28 protein-coding genes are annotated in these 17,924 nt (G+C 35.7%); 10 read left to right on the top strand and 18 right to left on the bottom strand.

What is annotated here, in order from left to right:
* Window positions 1-108: 108 nt before the first annotated feature.
* The 3 genes from AA650_RS24440 to AA650_RS24430 form a co-directional block, all read right to left on the bottom strand.
* Window positions 109-324, bottom strand: coding sequence for a hypothetical protein (locus tag AA650_RS24440; protein ID WP_053541009.1), 216 nt, complete (start codon window positions 322-324; stop codon window positions 109-111).
* Between the two features lie 113 nt (window positions 325-437).
* Window positions 438-758: a hypothetical protein gene (locus tag AA650_RS24435; RefSeq protein ID WP_053541008.1), complete on the bottom strand. Its 321-nt coding sequence runs from the start codon at window positions 756-758 to the stop codon at window positions 438-440.
* Window positions 759-882: 124 nt separating this feature from the next.
* Complete coding sequence (locus AA650_RS24430; protein WP_053541007.1) at window positions 883-1,551, bottom strand: YaaW family protein; 669 nt, start codon at window positions 1,549-1,551, stop codon at window positions 883-885.
* Window positions 1,552-1,869: 318 nt separating this feature from the next.
* On the opposite strand from AA650_RS24430, the gene AA650_RS24425 reads away from it, so the two are divergent.
* The 4 genes from AA650_RS24425 (at window position 1,870) to AA650_RS24410 (ending at window position 3,454) form a co-directional block, all read left to right on the top strand.
* Window positions 1,870-2,286, top strand: coding sequence for a XisH family protein (locus tag AA650_RS24425; protein WP_016949023.1), 417 nt, complete (start codon window positions 1,870-1,872; stop codon window positions 2,284-2,286).
* Window positions 2,274-2,603, top strand: coding sequence for a XisI protein (locus tag AA650_RS24420; RefSeq protein ID WP_053541006.1), 330 nt, complete (start codon window positions 2,274-2,276; stop codon window positions 2,601-2,603). Before AA650_RS24425 ends, AA650_RS24420 begins: the two co-directional genes overlap by 13 nt.
* A gap of 111 nt (window positions 2,604-2,714) precedes the next feature.
* Entirely contained in the window at window positions 2,715-3,134 is a 420-nt protein-coding gene (locus AA650_RS24415; protein ID WP_053541005.1) for a XisH family protein, read from the top strand.
* A complete protein-coding gene (locus tag AA650_RS24410; protein WP_053541004.1) occupies window positions 3,122-3,454 on the top strand; it encodes a XisI protein in 333 nt (110 codons plus the stop codon). The genes AA650_RS24415 and AA650_RS24410 overlap by 13 nt, the downstream gene beginning before the upstream one ends.
* A 29-nt stretch (window positions 3,455-3,483) precedes the next feature.
* On the opposite strand, the gene AA650_RS24405 is transcribed toward AA650_RS24410, so the two are convergent.
* Together AA650_RS24405 and AA650_RS24400 are read right to left on the bottom strand one after the other, a co-directional pair.
* Window positions 3,484-3,897, bottom strand: coding sequence for a putative toxin-antitoxin system toxin component, PIN family (locus AA650_RS24405; protein WP_053541003.1), 414 nt, complete (start codon window positions 3,895-3,897; stop codon window positions 3,484-3,486).
* Entirely contained in the window at window positions 3,894-4,133 is a 240-nt protein-coding gene (locus AA650_RS24400; protein WP_027402910.1) for a hypothetical protein, read from the bottom strand. The genes AA650_RS24405 and AA650_RS24400 overlap by 4 nt, the downstream gene beginning before the upstream one ends.
* A gap of 122 nt (window positions 4,134-4,255) precedes the next feature.
* Here AA650_RS24400 and AA650_RS29530 point away from each other — a divergent pair, with 122 nt between their 5' ends.
* Window positions 4,256-4,363: a type II toxin-antitoxin system Phd/YefM family antitoxin gene (locus AA650_RS29530; protein ID WP_367272404.1), complete on the top strand. Its 108-nt coding sequence runs from the start codon at window positions 4,256-4,258 to the stop codon at window positions 4,361-4,363.
* A gap of 173 nt (window positions 4,364-4,536) precedes the next feature.
* Here AA650_RS29530 and AA650_RS24395 read toward each other — a convergent pair whose 3' ends face one another.
* From AA650_RS24395 to AA650_RS24350, 10 genes are all read right to left on the bottom strand, one after another.
* A complete protein-coding gene (locus AA650_RS24395; RefSeq protein ID WP_306459842.1) occupies window positions 4,537-4,755 on the bottom strand; it encodes a type II toxin-antitoxin system RelE/ParE family toxin in 219 nt (72 codons plus the stop codon).
* On the bottom strand, window positions 4,752-5,018 hold the full coding sequence (locus tag AA650_RS24390) for a ribbon-helix-helix domain-containing protein (RefSeq protein WP_053541002.1): 267 nt from the start codon (window positions 5,016-5,018) through the stop codon (window positions 4,752-4,754). Before AA650_RS24390 ends, AA650_RS24395 begins: the two co-directional genes overlap by 4 nt.
* A gap of 35 nt (window positions 5,019-5,053) precedes the next feature.
* Entirely contained in the window at window positions 5,054-5,416 is a 363-nt protein-coding gene (locus tag AA650_RS24385; protein WP_053541001.1) for an aspartyl protease, read from the bottom strand.
* Complete coding sequence (locus AA650_RS24380) at window positions 5,413-5,730, bottom strand: hypothetical protein (RefSeq protein WP_027402913.1); 318 nt, start codon at window positions 5,728-5,730, stop codon at window positions 5,413-5,415. The genes AA650_RS24385 and AA650_RS24380 overlap by 4 nt, the downstream gene beginning before the upstream one ends.
* A gap of 80 nt (window positions 5,731-5,810) precedes the next feature.
* The gene (locus AA650_RS24375; protein ID WP_053541000.1) at window positions 5,811-6,281 is read right to left on the bottom strand and encodes a hypothetical protein; all 471 of its coding nucleotides are present in this window, start codon (window positions 6,279-6,281) and stop codon (window positions 5,811-5,813) included.
* A 160-nt stretch (window positions 6,282-6,441) separates the two neighbouring features.
* On the bottom strand, window positions 6,442-6,636 hold the full coding sequence (locus AA650_RS24370) for a hypothetical protein (protein ID WP_228043854.1): 195 nt from the start codon (window positions 6,634-6,636) through the stop codon (window positions 6,442-6,444).
* A 52-nt stretch (window positions 6,637-6,688) separates the two neighbouring features.
* On the bottom strand, window positions 6,689-6,976 hold the full coding sequence (locus tag AA650_RS24365; RefSeq protein ID WP_234413254.1) for an HNH endonuclease: 288 nt from the start codon (window positions 6,974-6,976) through the stop codon (window positions 6,689-6,691).
* Between the two features lie 5 nt (window positions 6,977-6,981).
* On the bottom strand, window positions 6,982-7,296 hold the full coding sequence (locus AA650_RS24360) for a hypothetical protein (protein WP_053540999.1): 315 nt from the start codon (window positions 7,294-7,296) through the stop codon (window positions 6,982-6,984).
* 91 nt (window positions 7,297-7,387) lie between these two features.
* Window positions 7,388-7,750 carry an aspartyl protease gene (locus tag AA650_RS24355; RefSeq protein ID WP_053540998.1) on the bottom strand — a complete coding sequence of 121 codons (363 nt, stop codon included), beginning with the start codon at window positions 7,748-7,750 and terminating at the stop codon, window positions 7,388-7,390.
* Window positions 7,747-8,064, bottom strand: a complete 318-nt coding sequence (locus tag AA650_RS24350; RefSeq protein WP_053541404.1) for a hypothetical protein — start codon at window positions 8,062-8,064, stop codon at window positions 7,747-7,749. The genes AA650_RS24355 and AA650_RS24350 overlap by 4 nt, the downstream gene beginning before the upstream one ends.
* A 79-nt stretch (window positions 8,065-8,143) precedes the next feature.
* Between AA650_RS24350 and AA650_RS24345 the strand changes: the two genes are divergently transcribed.
* On the top strand, window positions 8,144-8,725 hold the full coding sequence (locus AA650_RS24345; protein ID WP_027402916.1) for a Uma2 family endonuclease: 582 nt from the start codon (window positions 8,144-8,146) through the stop codon (window positions 8,723-8,725).
* A gap of 640 nt (window positions 8,726-9,365) precedes the next feature.
* On the opposite strand, the gene AA650_RS24340 is transcribed toward AA650_RS24345, so the two are convergent.
* Window positions 9,366-10,331 (bottom strand): N-acetylmuramoyl-L-alanine amidase, encoded by a 966-nt coding sequence (locus AA650_RS24340; protein ID WP_053540997.1) that lies wholly within the window; start codon window positions 10,329-10,331, stop codon window positions 9,366-9,368.
* 163 nt (window positions 10,332-10,494) lie between these two features.
* Between AA650_RS24340 and bchH the strand changes: the two genes are divergently transcribed.
* Complete coding sequence (gene bchH / locus AA650_RS24335; protein ID WP_053540996.1) at window positions 10,495-14,184, top strand: magnesium chelatase subunit H; 3,690 nt, start codon at window positions 10,495-10,497, stop codon at window positions 14,182-14,184.
* Between the two features lie 136 nt (window positions 14,185-14,320).
* Window positions 14,321-14,503 (top strand): hypothetical protein, encoded by a 183-nt coding sequence (locus AA650_RS28445; RefSeq protein WP_152608850.1) that lies wholly within the window; start codon window positions 14,321-14,323, stop codon window positions 14,501-14,503.
* A gap of 81 nt (window positions 14,504-14,584) precedes the next feature.
* Here AA650_RS28445 and AA650_RS24330 read toward each other — a convergent pair whose 3' ends face one another.
* Window positions 14,585-14,980 (bottom strand): type II toxin-antitoxin system death-on-curing family toxin, encoded by a 396-nt coding sequence (locus tag AA650_RS24330; protein WP_053541403.1) that lies wholly within the window; start codon window positions 14,978-14,980, stop codon window positions 14,585-14,587.
* Entirely contained in the window at window positions 14,973-15,596 is a 624-nt protein-coding gene (locus tag AA650_RS24325; protein ID WP_053540995.1) for a hypothetical protein, read from the bottom strand. The genes AA650_RS24330 and AA650_RS24325 overlap by 8 nt, the downstream gene beginning before the upstream one ends.
* 657 nt (window positions 15,597-16,253) lie before the next feature.
* Between AA650_RS24325 and AA650_RS24320 the strand changes: the two genes are divergently transcribed.
* Entirely contained in the window at window positions 16,254-17,453 is a 1,200-nt protein-coding gene (locus AA650_RS24320; RefSeq protein WP_053537530.1) for an IS4 family transposase, read from the top strand.
* A gap of 119 nt (window positions 17,454-17,572) precedes the next feature.
* Window positions 17,573-17,923, top strand: a complete 351-nt coding sequence (locus AA650_RS24315; RefSeq protein WP_053541402.1) for a hypothetical protein — start codon at window positions 17,573-17,575, stop codon at window positions 17,921-17,923.
* The last annotated feature ends 1 nt before the right edge of the window (window position 17,924 follow it).

Here is a 17,924-nt window from a genome sequence, read left to right as displayed (position 1 = left end):
TTTAAAGTTTACCATCTTTGTACCGCGTTTGATCTCAAACTGCTGTATAAAAAAAGGAAAGCTGAAACTTTCCTTTTTTTCATACTGTGAATTTTAAATAAAGGTATGTCAAACCTTTTCAACACCTAGCTTAGACTCAATAATTATATTGTCAGATGATAATTTGACAACAATTATACCCATAGGGCTGTTTGCGGATAAAGATTGATATGAATTACCCACTTTAATATGCAATTTATAGCCTTGTTGTTCAGCATAATGAGTAGCTTCATCAAAAGTCTTTCCTTTCAAATTTAAATAATTGTCCATGTCAAAAAAATTCATATTTTTATTTTGAGTAGATTAGTTGTGTAGGTTGGGTTGAGAAACGAAACCCAACATCTTGATAATTTTATTACGTTAGGTTGCGCTTTGCTTAACCCAACCTAAGAATATTCTTAAACGCTCAATATTGTCTGTGACTCCATAGCACCAAGTTTTTGAGCTATCTCATCATACAGATCAACTATCTTTTCTGCTATCTTGCGAGCTTCTTCCTCACTCATTTTTGTAGTAGTTGCTTCAAAACTACCTTCATGAGTTAATTTCTGATGAATTTCATTAAATTCTTCTCTTAATTCTTCAGGAAAATCATCTGGTTGATGAAGTGTCATTAAATCACTTGAAGCAAAATATAGTCTGTCCTGTATACTTTCGTTAGATGAAGCTAGTGTTCGCACTGCTGAGTACAGCTTTTGCCGTGTGTATCTTAGAGACATAAGATCACCTTGCTAAATGTTTACTAAATAACATGGTAGTCACATTTTTTGGATGTGGTTGCGTATTAACCGTACTAAATGATGGTAGGATTTTATCACAATCCACATCTTGCTTGAAAATTAATTAAGCAAAACCACCATCCAACCTTGCTCTTAAAGCGCAAATATAAACAATAGCTGGAATAACTCTTTTATAACTAGGTTCTGACAACTGCCATATAGTAAATAATCCTGCACCTATCCAACCTACCGGACCGAGAACCTGAGCTATTGCAATTGACATTGTTTTATAAGCAACAAAAGGTAAAGTAATTCCTATCATTCCGCTAAGTGAACTTAGAGATGTTGAAGCTAGTAAATAAATACCAAAACCAGACAACTTAGCACCAGTCAAAGCCAGAAAAATACTACTACTTCCTAAAAGTTCACTTCCTTTATCAAATTCTGATGCTGTTTTTCTTAACTCTTCTTCCATTTGTCGTTTTTGTTCAGGTGTCATTTTCTCCCATATTGTTTCCATTACCTTCTGAGCAATTTTAATTTCCATGACACTAGCAGATTCATATTTATCACATTTGATTTTTAACTTTTTAGCAGCACGCCTAACTATTTTCTGATAACTTGGATGATCATCAAATATTTCATTAAATATATAACTAGCTGCATCTTGACTCTTTTTAGATAAACGATCAATAATGCGATCAACAGTTGGTTCTTTAGCTTTGAGAATATCTGCTAAAGCTTTTCTTTCATCAAACGATGCACGATTTAATAAATATTTAAGGTCATCCATATCATTAAGAGGTATTAACGGTTACTTGTTGACTTCTAAAATTATATCAAATATCACTCAATATTCAATAGATCGCTGTGCTGTGTTCTTCCTTTGCGTCTTTGCTCCTTTGCGACTTTGCGCGAAACAAAAAATATTTAAACACCCGGCGAATATAATTCGCGTCTACACAGACAAAACCCGCCTTCGCGGGTTCAAAAATCTTGTTTTTAGTCCACGCAGGTGGACTTCGTTTGTATAGCTGCGATTTCTAATCGCCAGGACTTTTTGTAAATACCCAAATTAATATACTATATATTGTAGTATAAATTTATCCCTATGTCAGCAAAAGACTTTTTTCACAATGCAGTTAGGTTAGCTTTAGAAAAAGATGGTTGGTTAATTACTAATGATCCTTTATCATTTACAGTAGATGGTCTTGACTTTAGAATTGATTTAGGAGCAGAAAGACTATTAGGAGCAGAAAAAGAAGGTCAAAAAATAGCAGTTGAGGTAAAATCTTTTTTAGGACAATCTGAAGTTACTGAATTTCATACAGCTTTAGGACAAACACTTAATTATCGTACTGTTTTAAGAAAAAAAGAACCCAACCGTATCTTATATTTAGCAATTGGTAATGACATATACAAAGAGTTTTTTCTAATTCCGTTTATTCAAGAAATAATTGCTGAACATAAATTAAAATTATTAATTTTTGAAATTATTAAACAGGAGATTGTTTTATGGAAAGAATGAATTATCCTGAATTAGTAAAAACCGTGTTAGCAAGACATACCGAAAATCATAGATCAGAAGGAACAGAAAAGGAGTTAATTTTTGATAGTGAAAGAAATAGTTATTTAGTAGTTCATGTAGGATGGCACAATAACGAAAGGGCTTATGGTACAGTTATTCATGTAGATATTAGAGATGGAAAAATCTGGATTCAGCGAGATTTAACTGAAGAAGGTGTAGCTAGTGAACTGGTAGAATTAGGAGTACCAAAAACCGATATAGTTTTAGGTTTTAAATCTCCTTTTGTGAGGGAATTTACTGGTTTTGCAGTGGGTTAGTTGTAGGTTGGGTTGAGAAACGTTCGCGTAGCGTGCCGTAAGCATAACCCAACATTTTTATTACTTAAAAAATAAGGTATTATCTAAGATAAAATATCACTTTAAATTTTTATGTCAGCAAAAGATATATTTCACAATACAGTTAAGATAGCTTTAGAAAAAGATAATTGGTTAATTACTCATGATCCTTTATCTTTTGAACTTACTGAAAAAGTTAAAGTGAGAATAGACTTAGGTGCAGAAAAGTTAATTACTGCGGAGAAAGATAATCAAAAAATAGCTGTAGAGGTAAGAAGTTTTATAGGACTTTCAGCGATTTCTGAATTTCATACAGCTATTGGTCAGTTTTTGAATTATAAGGTAGTATTAACACAGAAAGATCCTCACAGGATATTATATCTAGCTATATCTCAAGATATATATGAAGGATTTTTTCTAGATTCTTTTATTCAAACTGTTTTACAGACTTATGACATTAAGTTATTAGTGTTTGATGTAAAAAGAGAGGAAATCTTACTATGGAAACATTAAATTATCGAGAAATAGTTAAAAACTTTATCCAAAAATATGCACAAGAAGAATGTATAGAAGATTCAGAAAATCTCGAACTTGTTTTTGATACAGAAAGGGATGTTTATTTATTATTGGTTACAGGATGGAAAGATGAAAAGAGAATTTACTGGTTTCCCATTCATATTAGTATTAAAGATGGTAAAATTTGGATTGAAAGAGATTTTACCGAAGAAGGAATTCCTCATCAATTAGTAGCGTTAGGTGTTCCGAAAACAGATATTGTTTTAGGTTTTAGATCACCTTATGTCAGACAGTTTACAGGTTTTGCATCGGTTTAACTTTTTTATGTATCGTTCTAATCGCTTGATTATCCCCTAAAATCACAAACCAACCGCTTAAACATAGACACAGAAACAATAGTAGTATTCACTAAATTCTGCGCTTGATTAAAATCAGCATCTCCAGTAATTAAAAAATCCGCCTCTGCTGCGATAGCACAAGCTAAAAACTTTTCATCCTTTCTATCTCTAGCAAAATCTATAGTTACCTGAACATCAACTAATGTAGTCACCAAATCTATAATATCTAACCATTCTTTTCTGACTTCATCTGTCAACTTAAACTTCTTCCGACTTAACACATCCTGATACTCTGCTAAAATCTCCTCAGAAACAACCCAATCACAATTAGGACTATCCACAACAAATTGAATAACATCCCTTGGTTCTCTCCCCTTGAGAACAGCAGAAACTAAAACATTAGTATCAATAATAACTTTCATTCCCCACGCCGATAAGCTTCAATTTCTGCGGCTATATCCTCCTCTGTAACCTCTTCCACACCAGAAATAGCCTGAGTTTTATCAAATAAATTCCGCAACTTATTACTAATTGTAACTTGCGGGTTATCTTCAGCTAAAACAATAATCTCCACACGCTGTCCAACTTGAAAAGGTAAATCAGATAAAACTACCTGCTTCGGGTCTTCAATGGTGATATAAGTCTTGTAAGCATTCATGATTTATTCTGCTATTTATCCTGTATATATTTTATAACACTTCTCTTCCTTTGCACCTTTGCGTGAAATAAAAATATTCATAACTTCTTGATATACTAGAAACATTCCTAAACAATCATCTCATGTTAACCATAACCATTGATGAAATCCAGAAAAACTTCACTAGCTATCTTCACCAAGTAGCAGCAGGAGAAAGTATAATTATCATGGAATCAGGTAAAGCGATTTAGAGCGCCTCATATTAGGCAGTTTACTGGTTTTGCAGAGGGTTAAATTTTTTGTATTCTTCCTTTGCGTCTTTGCGTGAGATAAAGTTTCAATCATCCATTGATTCTGTAAACAAAGATTCCAGATTTCGATAACCACTAACTACACGCACAATTTCAATCCCACCATTAATAACTCAATAAAAAATAACATAACCATCCAAAGGAACACCCTGCAAATCAACCCTAATATATTCATAGCTACGCCCCATATTGGGGAAATTAGCTAAATATTTACATTTTTTCTCAAATTCATCAACAAAACGCTCTCCAGCATCAATATTTCTATTGGCAAAATAATCAATAATTTCTAATAAATCCCGACTAGCTTCTGGAGAAATAATATGTATTTTCATCCTTGTATCTCTCTCGCTTGACGCAACTTATCCCGCAATTGTGAAATCACAACATCTCCATTAATACCTTCCCCTCTATCCAATTGTTCAATAGCAATATCAACCTTTTCCCGTGTTTCTTCCAACCAATTTTGATAACCCTTATCCCACTCCAAAAGTAACTTCAAAGCCTTACTAATTACATCTTCAGGATTTGTATATCTACCCGTAGCAATTTGCGCTTGAATAATTTGCTCTAATTCCGGTTTAATTTGGATATTCATGATTTCACCTTTGCGCCTTTGCGCGAAATAAAAAATTATCCTAAATTCAAAATACCTTCTGGAAAATCCACAACCAAACGCAAAAACTTCAACCATTCAGAACCTAATAAAACTTCTGTAATATTATCCCCCACATGAACAGGAATTTCATATTCCTTACCATCCAATATTACCTTACCTAAATAGATATTAAACCTTGATTCACCTTGTGCTGTTTGCATAGGTTCATTACCAAGAAAAACCCAATCCAGTCCATCCAAATCTTGAGTATTAATTGCCATAAACTTGGTAAATCCTGTATCTAACATCGCATCCACAGGTAGATTTAATCCATCAGCCGTAATCAAATCAAGCTCAAAAAATAGCTGCCCCTCACTACCAAAATTTCCCTGAATCATATTCTCCCAGTCGTTCCTGTTTCATTTAAGCAAAACACATAATTCTTAGCCTTTGGATATTTTTCATGGACTTTTTTATGAGCTTGGATATTATCTTGATCAAGAAAGTATTCTCCACTATCTGGTTCTATGGCAATATACCAACCATAGTGACTTTCCATATATTCAGGACGGACACGATCAAAAATTGCCCGACAACGTTGATAAAATATTTCATCTTCTGCTTCTCGTCTAGCTAATTCTTCTGGTGATATAATCAATTCAGGAAAAATTCTTCCTCTTCTTACCACTTTTTTTGATGTTATGTGAGTCATATCATTAACTTTAACTCTATTTATTATCTTAACTTAAATTGTGCTTAATTGCAACTTTTATCATTATTTGAACATAAATTTTAACATGATTTTCCCTCTTTATTTTCATCATTAAAAGCTGCTGCTAACTCAGGACTACTAATAGCTATAGAACTTTCTTTCCATTCATAAATAATAGCATCAATCAAATCCCAAGCCTGATTAGAAGTATCAGTTAAGCGAAAAGCCTCACTCACTTCTTTAATAAACTCTTGCAATTCATCAGCATCAAAAACCCGCAACCAACCATAAGGATGTTCATAACCAATTTCTTGACCCAACAATAACCGAAACGCCAACGATAATACCTCAAAAACCGCCTTACTTTGTGTTACACCTTTCACTAAATAAGCCACATCCTCACGACGCAACAGCGCAAAAGATTGGTCATTTCTAGTAATAGTAATTGGGTGTTCATAAGCCTTATCTAAAACCTTTCCAGGTTGACGATTTAACTCAGTAGCTGTCACTAACTCATCTGAGTAAGCATTGCTAAAAATTGCCATTGACATGATACCTGCGTTTTCCAGAAACGCTGACTTAATATGAATATAATATTACGTACTATTATACGTAACCCTTATCATTTGTCAATAGGTAAGATTACAAAAACCTTTGTTTGGGGTTTCATTTTTTCTTTGCGCGAAATAAAAACCCCAAAAATCCCCATCATTAATCATTAGGAGGATGCCAACTTAAACCAATCCAAATAGCCCTAGCTTGGACAACATCTTCATTATTTAATCGTAAAGCTAAAACTGTACCTCTGCCAATAGCAGTTATCCCAATAATATGAGTACCACCATTTGCCCATTGAAAATGATCTAAGAGACTTCCAAATAAAAAAATGTCCCAAAACTGATGCAAAAATTCTCTCTCTGTGTACTCTGTGCCTCTGTGGTTCGTTTCTTGGGATAATTTATTTCTTGGAAGTCTCTAACCATCTTTGTAGACGAGCATTAAACAAAGATACAGATTCATTCGTTACAGGATCATTAGCTGTTATTTTCGCTCCTTTAAACTCATTACAACGATAACAACAAGCAGCTAAATTTTCTCGCTCATCATTTCCCCCTAAAGAACTAGGCAAAATATGATCCATAACTAAAGGCATACCTGTTAAACGGCTAGATGTGCGACAATATTCACATCTATAGCTCGCCTCATTAATAACTTGTTGACGAAGAGATTTAGAAATAGATGACACTGGTATTATACTAATTGCTCAAAATCTGGAAGAGAATAACCTTTCCACTTTAAAAGTGCATAGGCATAGGCTTTTTTCAACATTAAATAATCAGCACTCACTCGCAGCGATTTCAATAATAATCTATCAGATTCACTTAATTGATTATTTTGATTTTTTTCTAAAAGTTGTAAATGTAATTCTTGCTGACTTTCTGGAACTCGACTTTGAGCAATAGTTAATAACTCCTCAATAGTTAATTCTTGCATAGCGATTAATTCCCCTTGTAATTCCAGAGGTGCATAATCAATAGCAGGAGGAGCATTAATTTGAATAGTCATGATTTATCCTGGTATTGGAACTATATATATTTTATAACACTTCTCTTCCTTTGCGCCTTTGCTCCTTTGTATCTTTGCGCGAAATAAAAAATTATCCCAAAGTTAAAATACCCTCTGGAAAATCCACCACCAAACGCAACAACTTCAACCACTCAGAACCCAATAAAATTTCATTAATACCTTTACCCACGTTCACAGGAATTTGATACTGCTTTCCGTCTAATATCACTTGACCTAAATAAATCTGAAATTTTGATTCACCTTTCGCAGTCCGTAAAATTTCCTCCCCACTATACACCCATTCTAATCCATTTAAATCTTGTGTATTAACAGCCATAAAACCTGCAAATCCCGTATCAAATAGGGCATCTATAGGAAGATTTAAGCCATCATCAGTAACTAATTCAATCTCAAAAAATAATTGCCCATTTTCTCCAAAATAACCATCTATCATATTGTGCCAGTTGTCCCCGTTTCATTCAAACAAAAAACGAAGTGTCTAGCTTGAGGATATTTTTCCAACATTCTTTTATGAGATTGCATTCTATCCTGATCAATTAAATATTCCCCACTATTTGGTTCTATGGAAATATACCAACCATAGTGACTTTCGATATATTGAGGACGGACACGCTCAAAAATTGCCCGACAACGTTGATAAAATATTTCATCTTCTGCTTCTCGTTTGGCTAATTCTTCTGGTGATATAGTCAATTCAGGAAAAATTCTTCCTCTTCTTACTACTTTTTTTGATGTTATGTGAGTCATATTTTTAACCTCAATTCCAACTAACATTGTAACACAATATATGATATTATCTAAATAATCAATATAAAAGTTTTCTAATATGACTCTTAGCCAATCTCACCCCTATCTTTCCCCAGAAGAATATTTAGAAGCTGAAAAATCCAGCCCTATTAAACATGAATATATCCAAGGGCAAATTTACGCAATGGCTGGTGCTAGTGATGCCCATGTGACAATTACCGCTAACTTAGTCGCCCTTTTAAGAAATCATATTCGTGGTACAGGATGCCGTCTTTATGTCGCTGATATGAAAGCGAGAATTGAATCTCTAGATATTTTCTATTATCCTGATATTATGGTAACTTGCGATTCAAGAGATACACAATTTGAATATTTTAAACGATATCCGAGTTTAATTATTGAAGTTTTATCACCTTCTACAGAGGCCTTAGATAGAGGTGATAAATTTAGTGATTATCAAGAATTAGACACTTTACAAGAATATGTTTTAGTAAGCCAGAATCGGCAAAGGATTGATTGTTTTCGGCGCAATGCTGAAGGAAGATGGGTTCTTTATAGCTATAGAGTAAATCAACAATTAGAGTTAAACAGTGTGAATTTTTCTTGTTCTCTAACTAATGTTTATGAAGACGTTACTTTTCCTACAAATTTAAGTAAATAAAATAAGATTACTTAGCTGGAATGGGGGTTTCAAAGCCTCTCCCCGCACCTCTCCCTAACCCTCTCCTAAGAGGCTCCTAAGAGGAGAGGGAAAAGGAATAACATTTAATACTGGAGAGGTTTACCAGAGGGGTTTATTTATACATTAAAAACTTTTCAAACATCCTCTTAGTTTCATCATTAAAAGCTGCTGCTAACTCAGGACTAATAATAGCCATAGAACTTTTATACTACACACGGGTGAGATTTAAACTTTTGCCAAATGACAAAGAACCCAGATGTGTAGGGGTTTAGCAGTGTTCATAGGTGTCAACTTAAGCTCAAATCCCTACCACATCTCGTTCCTAGTCTCTGACTAGGAATGCAGTTGATGAGGCTCTGCCTCTAATATCATTGAAGGCAGAGCCTTCTAGAATTCATTCCCAGTCAGAGACTGGGAATGAGACGAGTTGAGTTCTTCGGAAAAAACTTCTGTTCTTCCCTCCCCTACCCCCCCTGCCTCTCTTCTCCCCCTGCTTGCCTTCACCCGTCATTTTCGGGTTGACAGACTACTAGTATAGGGAGTATAACCGTTTAAAACCCCCTATTTACCAGCAATATCCTTTATGAAGTCTGGATAGATATTAGGTAAAAAATTGCTCCTAACCTATCAATTTCTGCCAAGTCATTGCCCCAATAATACCATCAGCCGTTAAACCATTTTGCTGTTGAAATTTCTTGAGCGCTGCTTCCGTTTGCGAACCATAAATACCATCGGGATTAGCACCTATACGATATTGTAAATATCTGATAATCACACCACTAGCATGAGTTCCTTGAATAACTCGTTTAGCTAATATCTGATTGATAGCATCCCAGGTAGTGTTACTAGCAATTCCTGTTGGTAAAACTCCCACAATTCTCTGGAATTTTTCCGTTGCTGAAGATGTAGCTGCTCCCATGCCATTATCTTCTACTAAGGGACGATTATTTTTATCAGTAATTTTCAGCCGATTTAAAGCCTGTTGTAGTCTGAGAATGCTCTTATCTTTATTCTGTTCCTCATCTATAACAGGATTTGCAGGAGCATTAGAAGCAGGATTTACAGAAGTACTTGCTACTTTACCTGTTAACCCGGCAACTATGGCATTAGCCATTGCTTCACCATCATATATTTGCATATCTTTGGCAGAATCAATGAAGCAACCTTCTATGAGAATTCCTGGCATATTTGTTCTTTTGAGAACATACAGGTGTGAACCACTTTTAACACCACGATTAAAAAAGCCCAATTTGACAATTTCATCTAATACCTTTTGGGCAACTTTTTTGCCAGCGTCGCTAATAGCAAATACTTCTGTCCCATTAGCTTGTCCATTAAAAGCATTAAAATGAATAGATACGAAAAAATCTACTCGGTTATTATTGGCTTTTTCGCACCGGCTACCTAATGATTGATTTACTGTACTGGCACTATTTGGTTTGCATGAGATTACTGTATGTCCTAAACTTTCTAATTTAGCAATAACCTTATTACCCACTTCCATTGTTAACTTATCTTCCGATTTAATACCACCTGCACCACTATCGGGAGGGCAGTTGTGACCAATATCAATGCCGAATTTCATTTTTATCTCCTTAATTGACTTTGTTGCTATGCCAAGAGTCTGCTACTGGTTAATTTAGTTCCAAAAAGCATAGACATCATTTTAATCTCTAGGTAGAGATTCCCCCATTAATCCCCAAAAATGTTTAAGATCAATGTAAAGAAATATTTCGTAGCAAAAGCGCATGAAACGCATTGTCTTGATTGCTGGGTTTGAATCGTTTAACGTGGACTTGTACCGAAAAGCGGCTGATTTGGCTAGTTCCCGGTGTCCAGAGTTGGATATTCGAGTATTTAGCGATCGCAATATTACCACCAATAGCCCGGAAGTAGAAGCAGCCCTGAAAAACGCAGATGTGTTCTTTGGCAGTTTACTCTTCGATTATGACCAAGTTGTGTGGTTGCGAGAGCGTGTCGCTAATATTCCTATCCGTCTCATTTTCGAGTCAGCACTGGAATTAATTAGTTTAACCAAAATAGGAGCATTCGCTATCGGTGACAAACCCGCAGGAATGCCCAAACCCATTAAATTCATCCTTGACAAATTCAGCAACGGTAAAGAAGAAGACAAACTCGCCGGTTATATCAGTTTTCTGAAAATTGGACCCAAGTTATTAAAATTCATCCCAGTCCAAAAAGTCCAAGACCTTCGTAACTGGTTAATTATCTATGGTTACTGGAACGCTGGCGGTTCAGAAAACGTCGCTGCCTTATTTTGGACAATTGCGGAAAAATACTTAGATTTAAAAATTGGAGATATACCGCCACCCATCGAAACCCCCGACATGGGTTTATTACATCCCGAATATCAAGGGTTTTTTAGATCACCGCGTGAATATTTACAATGGTATCGGAAAAGGGACCAGGACGTAGGGGCGCAGGGCCTGCGCCCAATCATTGGTATTTTACTTTACCGAAAGCACGTTATCACCAAATTGCCCTATATTCCCCAACTGATCCGCTATTTTGAAAAAGCCGGTTTAACTCCCTTACCCATCTTTATCAACGGCGTAGAAGGTCACGTAGCCGTCAGAGATTGGATGACCAGCGACTACGAAACCCAACAACGTCAAAGAGGTAACATTGAAACTCCTTCCCTTACCGCAGAAGCAGTAAAAATTGATGCCATAGTTTCTACCATTGGATTTCCCCTAGTTGGTGGTCCGGCTGGTTCAATGGAAGCAGGAAGACAGGTGGAAGTAGCTAAACGCATTCTCACAGCCAAAAATGTCCCTTATATCGTCGCTGCACCGTTATTAATTCAAGATATTTACTCTTGGACGCGCCAAGGTGTAGGCGGATTGCAAAGTGTTGTACTGTATGCTTTGCCAGAATTAGATGGTGCGATTGATACAATTCCCCTCGGTGGTTTAGTCGGTGAACAAATTTATTTAGTTCCTGAACGAATGCAGCGATTAACTAATAGAGTTAAAAGTTGGGTTTCTCTCCGCCAAAAACCTATTTCCCAACGGAAAATTGCCATTATTTTATATGGGTTTCCCCCCGGTTACGGTGCAGTGGGAACTGCTGCATTATTAAACGTTCCTCGCAGTTTAATTAAATTACTAAATGCACTCAAAGCACAGGGTTATACAGTTGGTGATATTCCTGAAGATGGTGAAGTATTAATCCAACAAATTAAAGAAGCAGATGAAATTAATCCCATGAATGTGGAGACGTTTCATGAAACGTCTCCACAAAATAAAAATACCGTTAATGCCAGAACCTTAGAAAAATGGTTAGGATATCTTTTTACATCTCGCATTGAAAAACAATGGAAATACCTCACCGGTAGCGGCATTAAAACCTATGGTGATGAGTTCAATATTGGTGGTGTGCAATTAGGAAATGTGTGGATAGGTGTCCAGCCACCTTTGGGAATTCAAGGTGATCCCATGCGGTTAATGTTTGAAAGAGATTTAACCCCCCATCCCCAATATGCAGCCTATTATAAATGGTTGCAAAATGAATTTGCAGCTGATGCAGTTGTTCATTTCGGAATGCACGGAACCGTTGAATGGTTGCCCGGTTCACCATTAGGAAATACTGGCTATTCTTGGTCTGATATTCTCTTGGGAAATCTGCCAAATCTCTATATCTATGCCGCAAATAATCCTTCCGAATCAATCTTAGCCAAACGTCGTGGTTATGGAGTATTAATTTCTCACAATGTCCCACCCTATGGACGCGCTGGTTTATATAAGGAATTGGTGAATTTACGCGATTTAATTGCAGAATATCGGGAAGATCCAGAAAAGAATTATCTGTTAAAGGAAGGGATTTGTAAAAAAATTGTTGATACTGGTTTGGAGGTAGATTGTCCTTTTGATGATGCTAAAAGGTTGGGTATTCCCTTTACACCGGAAAATGTGAGGATGTTTAGTAATCATGCTTTTGATCATTATTTGGTTAAGTTGTATGAGTATCTCCAAGTTCTCGAAAATCGTCTTTTTTCTTCTGGTTTACATACTTTAGGTGAAGCACCGAATCATGAGGAGTTAACTGGTTATTTGGATGCTTATTTTGGAAACGAACCACAGAGCCACAGAGAACACAGAGAGAAGGAGGAAGAGGAAATTACAAGGTTATTAAATCAATCTACTGATGAGTTAACAAATCTTTTGCGGGGTTTAAATGGTGAGTTTATTCCTCCTGCACCTGGTGGTGATTTGTTGCGTGATGGTGCTGGTGTTTTACCGACGGGTAGGAATATTCATGCTTTAGATCCTTATCGGATGCCTTCTCCTGCTGCTTTTGAAAGGGGTAAGGAAATTGCTAAGAAAATTATTTCTCAGTCTTTAGATGAAAATAAGAAATACCCAGAAACAGTGGCAGTTTTATTATGGGGTTTGGATGCTATTAAAACTAAGGGTGAATCTTTGGGGATTCTCTTGGAATTGGTAGGTGCTGAACCTGTGAAGGAAGGAACAGGACGCATCGTTAGATATGATTTAAAACCTCTGGCTGAGGTTGGACATCCGCGTATTGATGTGTTAGCAAATCTATCGGGTATTTTCCGAGATAGTTTTGTGAATATCATTGAATTATTGGATGATTTATTTCAACGGGCTGCGGAAATTGATGAACCGGAGGAAATGAATTTTATCAGAAAACACGCTTTGATTTTGAAAGCCCAAGGTGTGGAAAATTCTTCCGCAAGATTGTTTTCTAATCCCTCTGGTGATTTTGGTTCTTTAGTTAATGATAGGGTGGTTGATGGTAATTGGGAATCTGGAGAAGATTTGGGAAATACTTGGGAAAGTCGCAATGTCTTTAGTTATGGTAGAAATGATAAAGGACAAGCTAGACCAGAAGTATTACAGACCTTATTAAAAACTAGCGATCGCATTATTCAAGAAATAGATTCGGTAGAATATGGATTAACCGATATTCAGGAATATTATGCCAATACAGGCGGTTTGAAAAAAGCCGCAGAAAAACAAAGCGGCAAAAAAGTACAAGCCAGTTTTGTCGAAAGTTTTTCTAAAGACACCACACCCCGCAATTTAGATGATTTATTGCGAATGGAATACAGAACCAAGTTATTAAATCCTAAATGGGCTGACGCAATGGCTAATCAAGGTTCTGGTGGTGCTTTTGAAATTTCCCAACGCATGACGGCGTTAATAGGTTGGGGTGGAACTGCTGATTTCCAAGATGATTGGGTATATGATCAAGCAGCAGAAACTTATGCTTTAGATCCAGAAATGGCAGAAAAATTACGCAAAGCCAATCCTGAAGCTTTTAAAAATATCCTGGGAAGAATGTTAGAAGCATCAGGACGCGGATTATGGCAAGCTGACGGAGATAAGTTAGAAAAATTGCGTCAGTTGTATGAATTGAGTGATGAACAATTGGAAGGGGTGACAGTTTAATAGCTTTAATTGTAGGGTGCGTTAGCGACAGCGTAACGCACCACATCTCAAATCATATTTTAAAACCCACATTCCGCAGGTGTTTTTTGAATTTTCGGAATTATCCATAACCCAATGATAACAAGGCTTTCAGACAATGACACGCAATTCTATATTAGAGCGATGCCTTCGGCGCGGCGTAGCCATCGCCGATATATTTAAAGCTCGAATCAAGTTTATTGAGAATAATGTCAATAAATTAGTTGGTTTGAGATTAAATTCATTGAATACCGACCTAGATAGCAAAAAGCATGAACTGGTTATTATGATTGGGTTTTAGCTGTTTTATGAAATTCTTTTTTTGACAAAATAACCTGCTGGGAAAAATATTTTGAGTATATTTACTCATGCTGAATGTGGGTTAAAATAATTCTATAATACAATCTCTCAATATCTCAATTAACTGTTCTTTACTAACTTTATTATCAGCAACCTGCATTGTTAATTGATATGCTTCTTCTGGTGTCATGTTCAGTTCATAATCATTCAAGTTCAAGAATGTCACTATAACATCAAAAGCGGTGCGTTTATTTCCATCTATAAAAGCATGATTATTAGTAATGTGAAATAAATATGCTGCTGCTTGTTCAACAATAGTATGATGTAAAAACTCTCCTCCAAAACTTGCTTGAGGTTGGTAAATCGCAGAATCTAATAAACCTTCATCGCGGATACCGTATGAGCCACCATATAGGTTAATTTGCTTATTATGTATACTTAGTACATCTTCTTTTGCAATAAATTTAGGACTATGCAAGTTTTCTATACACATAATCCCATTTTTTCGTAGATGCTAAAGAAGTTAATATAGCTTCCGATTCTTTAGGTGTGATATCATCTTCCAATTCTAGTGATTTAAGAAAATCTTCAGTAAATACTTTAAATTGTACACTAGCTTTAATGATTGATTGTATTACGTGTTTTCTTGTTTCTGTAAGAATGTATATTTCATGCTGCGAATAGGTTACAGAAGAAGCTTCCTTCTTAATTTTCTGATATACCACTAGAGTAGACACAATTATGTCCATAAAAATCTCTTTACTATGTTTGATAAAACTAAACTCGCAGCATTGTTCTAAAATTTCTTTAAGCAGAAAATTGTATCTAACAAAAAGTATAACTGATGATTGATCCAATTCTACTTTTTCCTTTAATGCCTTAACAAACTTAATAATTTTATTAAGTTTGTACTGTAGATTTTTCACTTCCTCTATAAGTTTATTGATAGATATTAGTCCGCTATTTTCCAACTCAATTATTTCTGCAAATATTTCATCTTGCGGGTTAGCATTATTCAGGCACTTTTCCAGGAATTCTATCTTTTCCTGAAAGTTGGTAATAGTCTCTTCTGGGAGTATAAAGCTGTATACCATTTTTTACGTACCTGTCTGGTGATATTATAGCGGTATGCACTTGAGCGAGATCCAGTCAGCAAATTGTAAAGCCTGTAGGGGCGCAGGGTCTGCGCCCTAGATTGTATTGCATCAAGGGCGATAACCGCCATATACGCTTTCTTAAAAATATTTTAACTGAAAAAACCATAATAATCCAGTCCGCCAGTTACTAATATAGCCTTAGCCAAAAATCGTTAAATCGCACTTTATTATCACTTAATCGTAGGCTGGGTTAAACGAAGTGCAACCCAATACATTTACAATATAACTTTTCTTGGTCTGATAAAGTACAAGTTTATCCGCGTTTATCTGCGTCCATCTTCTTCCATTTGCGGTTAATTATTTCCTATTGTACCTCCCTTGAATAGAAATTACAATAACACAAAATAAAAAAGCTATCTACAATCTTGAAATTATTCTCCAAATAATAGATAATACAATGTAACAACCAAATAAACCTTAGCACTCGCAGGGGTTGAGTGCTAATTTCTAGCTTAATATTGAAACTGATGTAGTAGGCAAAAATTCTCTTTTTTCTCTTAACGGGTGACAAGGCGGTTGAAGATGAGATGTGGCAATAATTTGAGAAAATAAGGGAGTAAAAAAATAGGGACAAAGAAGCCCCCGAAGCAAAAAATGTTACCACAATCATATCAAACAATTTTCCGAAAGCATTTGAGTGAACAGCAGTATTTGACACTAGAGATATTGTTGTTATTAATACAGGCTCATCGCCAAGTAAAACTGTCAAAATTGGCCAGCTTGTTTCCCCAACCAATTAAATATGAAAGCAGGAAACGTAATCTACAAAGATTTTTAGGAATAGGTAAACTCTGCGTAAAATTATTATGGTTTCCATTGATAAAATATTGGATTAGACAATCGTTAACACCAAAACAACTGAATCGAGAACAGCGCCGTTATTTTCATAAAAAACAGTATCAAAAATATGGTTATTGGATGGTAGCACTGGATAGAACACAGTGGAAGGGGCGAAATATATTTATGGTGACATTGGTATGGGGTACTCATGCCCTACCACTATATTGGGAAACATTAAATCATGTCGGAAATAGTAATTTACAAACACAGAAAAGATTAATAAAGACAGCAATAAAGTTGTTAAAAAAATGTCGAATTGTGGTGTTAGCAGACAGAGAATTTCATAGTCCAAAACTGGCTAAATGGCTTGATGAGCAAGGAGTTTACTTCGCTTTACGCCAGAAGAAAAACCTTTATTTTCAAGAAAAACCTGAACAAGAATATCAAGTTCTTAAAAATCAAGGATTTAAGCCAGGAATGTCGAGATTTTATGAAAAAGTTAAATGTGGTAAAGGGGATGAATTAGGCTTATTTAATATCGCTGTTTATTGGAAGAGAAAATATCGGAACTCTGGACCAAAAGAACCTTGGTATATCTTGACGAATCTACCAACTCTCCAACAAACTTTATGCCTCTATAGATGTCGATGGGGAATTGAGCAATTCTTTAAGGATTGTAAAACTGGTGGTTATAATTTAGAGGATACTAAAGTAAATGAAACTCGCTTTTTAGCTTTAGTATTATTGATTGTCATTGCTTATAGTTTAGCCACTATGCACGGTCAACGGATGAAAAAATTAGGTATAGAGACTTATGCCGGACGTATTCAACAACATCAGGACAAGTACCCACGTCAAAGTGATTTTAGCTTTGCTCTCTACGGACAACTATGGATTTATGGTATGGAATTATGGGCTGATTTAGCTCTGAATTTAATCAATCTCAAGCCTCATAAACGCCTCTTTTTTCAACGGGGCTTTCAGGCTCTATCCCTTATGAAACAAGCTCTTTAGCCGCCTTGTCACCCGTTAAGCTTTTTTCTAGATAGAGTTAGCGGACTTTTCCGTAATAGATTCTTGCCCAAAATTCAAGTTTCTCGGCAATTGATGAATTCATTAGGAGGACTAGAATGATTAAATACAGCTTCAATCTGGTAGGTGTATCTCCTGTTTTGCATTTTTTCAATCATCAACAACAGAGTTTAGTAAAACCGCAACACCAAGGCATAGAATATCTAGGAACTCACACTTGTACCTTAGATACCTTCCTCGCATCTATAGAACCAGTCCCCGTTAAATGGGGTTGGAACTTAGATCAAGTAGTAGATACAGTAATTGAGTTTTGGATGAATAATGCTGAAAGTATTAACTATTGGAAATCCCGGTTAAACGATGCCGGACATGATAGTTTACTCGTGGCTAGAGTCGCAGATATGAACTCTTTGTCAGAGGAACTTGAATCACTACTCGGCAAAAATTTGTAAC

This window comes from Anabaena sp. WA102, assembly GCF_001277295.1.
Taxonomy (GTDB): Bacteria; Cyanobacteriota; Cyanobacteriia; order Cyanobacteriales; family Nostocaceae; genus Dolichospermum; species Dolichospermum heterosporum.
The sequence above is the reverse complement of the archived record's forward strand: the minus strand, read 5'-3'. Positions and strand labels throughout refer to the sequence as shown.

Coding starts and splice junctions, on each gene's coding strand:
- AA650_RS24345 (WP_027402916.1), top strand. CDS start 8,144: ATGACTCTTAGCCAATCTCACCCCTATCTTTCCCCAGAAGAATATTTA.
- AA650_RS24415 (WP_053541005.1), top strand. CDS start 2,715: ATGTCAGCAAAAGATATATTTCACAATACAGTTAAGATAGCTTTAGAA.
- AA650_RS24325 (WP_053540995.1), bottom strand. CDS start 15,596: ATGGTATACAGCTTTATACTCCCAGAAGAGACTATTACCAACTTTCAG.
- AA650_RS24350 (WP_053541404.1), bottom strand. CDS start 8,064: ATGACTCACATAACATCAAAAAAAGTAGTAAGAAGAGGAAGAATTTTT.
- AA650_RS24340 (WP_053540997.1), bottom strand. CDS start 10,331: ATGAAATTCGGCATTGATATTGGTCACAACTGCCCTCCCGATAGTGGT.
- AA650_RS24410 (WP_053541004.1), top strand. CDS start 3,122: ATGGAAACATTAAATTATCGAGAAATAGTTAAAAACTTTATCCAAAAA.
- AA650_RS24405 (WP_053541003.1), bottom strand. CDS start 3,897: ATGAAAGTTATTATTGATACTAATGTTTTAGTTTCTGCTGTTCTCAAG.
- AA650_RS24360 (WP_053540999.1), bottom strand. CDS start 7,296: ATGACTATTCAAATTAATGCTCCTCCTGCTATTGATTATGCACCTCTG.
- AA650_RS24355 (WP_053540998.1), bottom strand. CDS start 7,750: ATGATAGATGGTTATTTTGGAGAAAATGGGCAATTATTTTTTGAGATT.
- AA650_RS24430 (WP_053541007.1), bottom strand. CDS start 1,551: ATGGATGACCTTAAATATTTATTAAATCGTGCATCGTTTGATGAAAGA.
- AA650_RS24440 (WP_053541009.1), bottom strand. CDS start 324: ATGAATTTTTTTGACATGGACAATTATTTAAATTTGAAAGGAAAGACT.
- bchH (WP_053540996.1), top strand. CDS start 10,495: ATGAAACGCATTGTCTTGATTGCTGGGTTTGAATCGTTTAACGTGGAC.
- AA650_RS24380 (WP_027402913.1), bottom strand. CDS start 5,730: ATGACTCACATAACATCAAAAAAAGTGGTAAGAAGAGGAAGAATTTTT.
- AA650_RS28445 (WP_152608850.1), top strand. CDS start 14,321: ATGACACGCAATTCTATATTAGAGCGATGCCTTCGGCGCGGCGTAGCC.
- AA650_RS24435 (WP_053541008.1), bottom strand. CDS start 758: ATGTCTCTAAGATACACACGGCAAAAGCTGTACTCAGCAGTGCGAACA.
- AA650_RS24320 (WP_053537530.1), top strand. CDS start 16,254: ATGTTACCACAATCATATCAAACAATTTTCCGAAAGCATTTGAGTGAA.
- AA650_RS24420 (WP_053541006.1), top strand. CDS start 2,274: ATGGAAAGAATGAATTATCCTGAATTAGTAAAAACCGTGTTAGCAAGA.
- AA650_RS29530 (WP_367272404.1), top strand. CDS start 4,256: ATGTTAACCATAACCATTGATGAAATCCAGAAAAACTTCACTAGCTAT.
- AA650_RS24395 (WP_306459842.1), bottom strand. CDS start 4,755: ATGAAAATACATATTATTTCTCCAGAAGCTAGTCGGGATTTATTAGAA.
- AA650_RS24400 (WP_027402910.1), bottom strand. CDS start 4,133: ATGAATGCTTACAAGACTTATATCACCATTGAAGACCCGAAGCAGGTA.
- AA650_RS24385 (WP_053541001.1), bottom strand. CDS start 5,416: ATGATTCAGGGAAATTTTGGTAGTGAGGGGCAGCTATTTTTTGAGCTT.
- AA650_RS24425 (WP_016949023.1), top strand. CDS start 1,870: ATGTCAGCAAAAGACTTTTTTCACAATGCAGTTAGGTTAGCTTTAGAA.
- AA650_RS24390 (WP_053541002.1), bottom strand. CDS start 5,018: ATGAATATCCAAATTAAACCGGAATTAGAGCAAATTATTCAAGCGCAA.
- AA650_RS24375 (WP_053541000.1), bottom strand. CDS start 6,281: ATGTCAATGGCAATTTTTAGCAATGCTTACTCAGATGAGTTAGTGACA.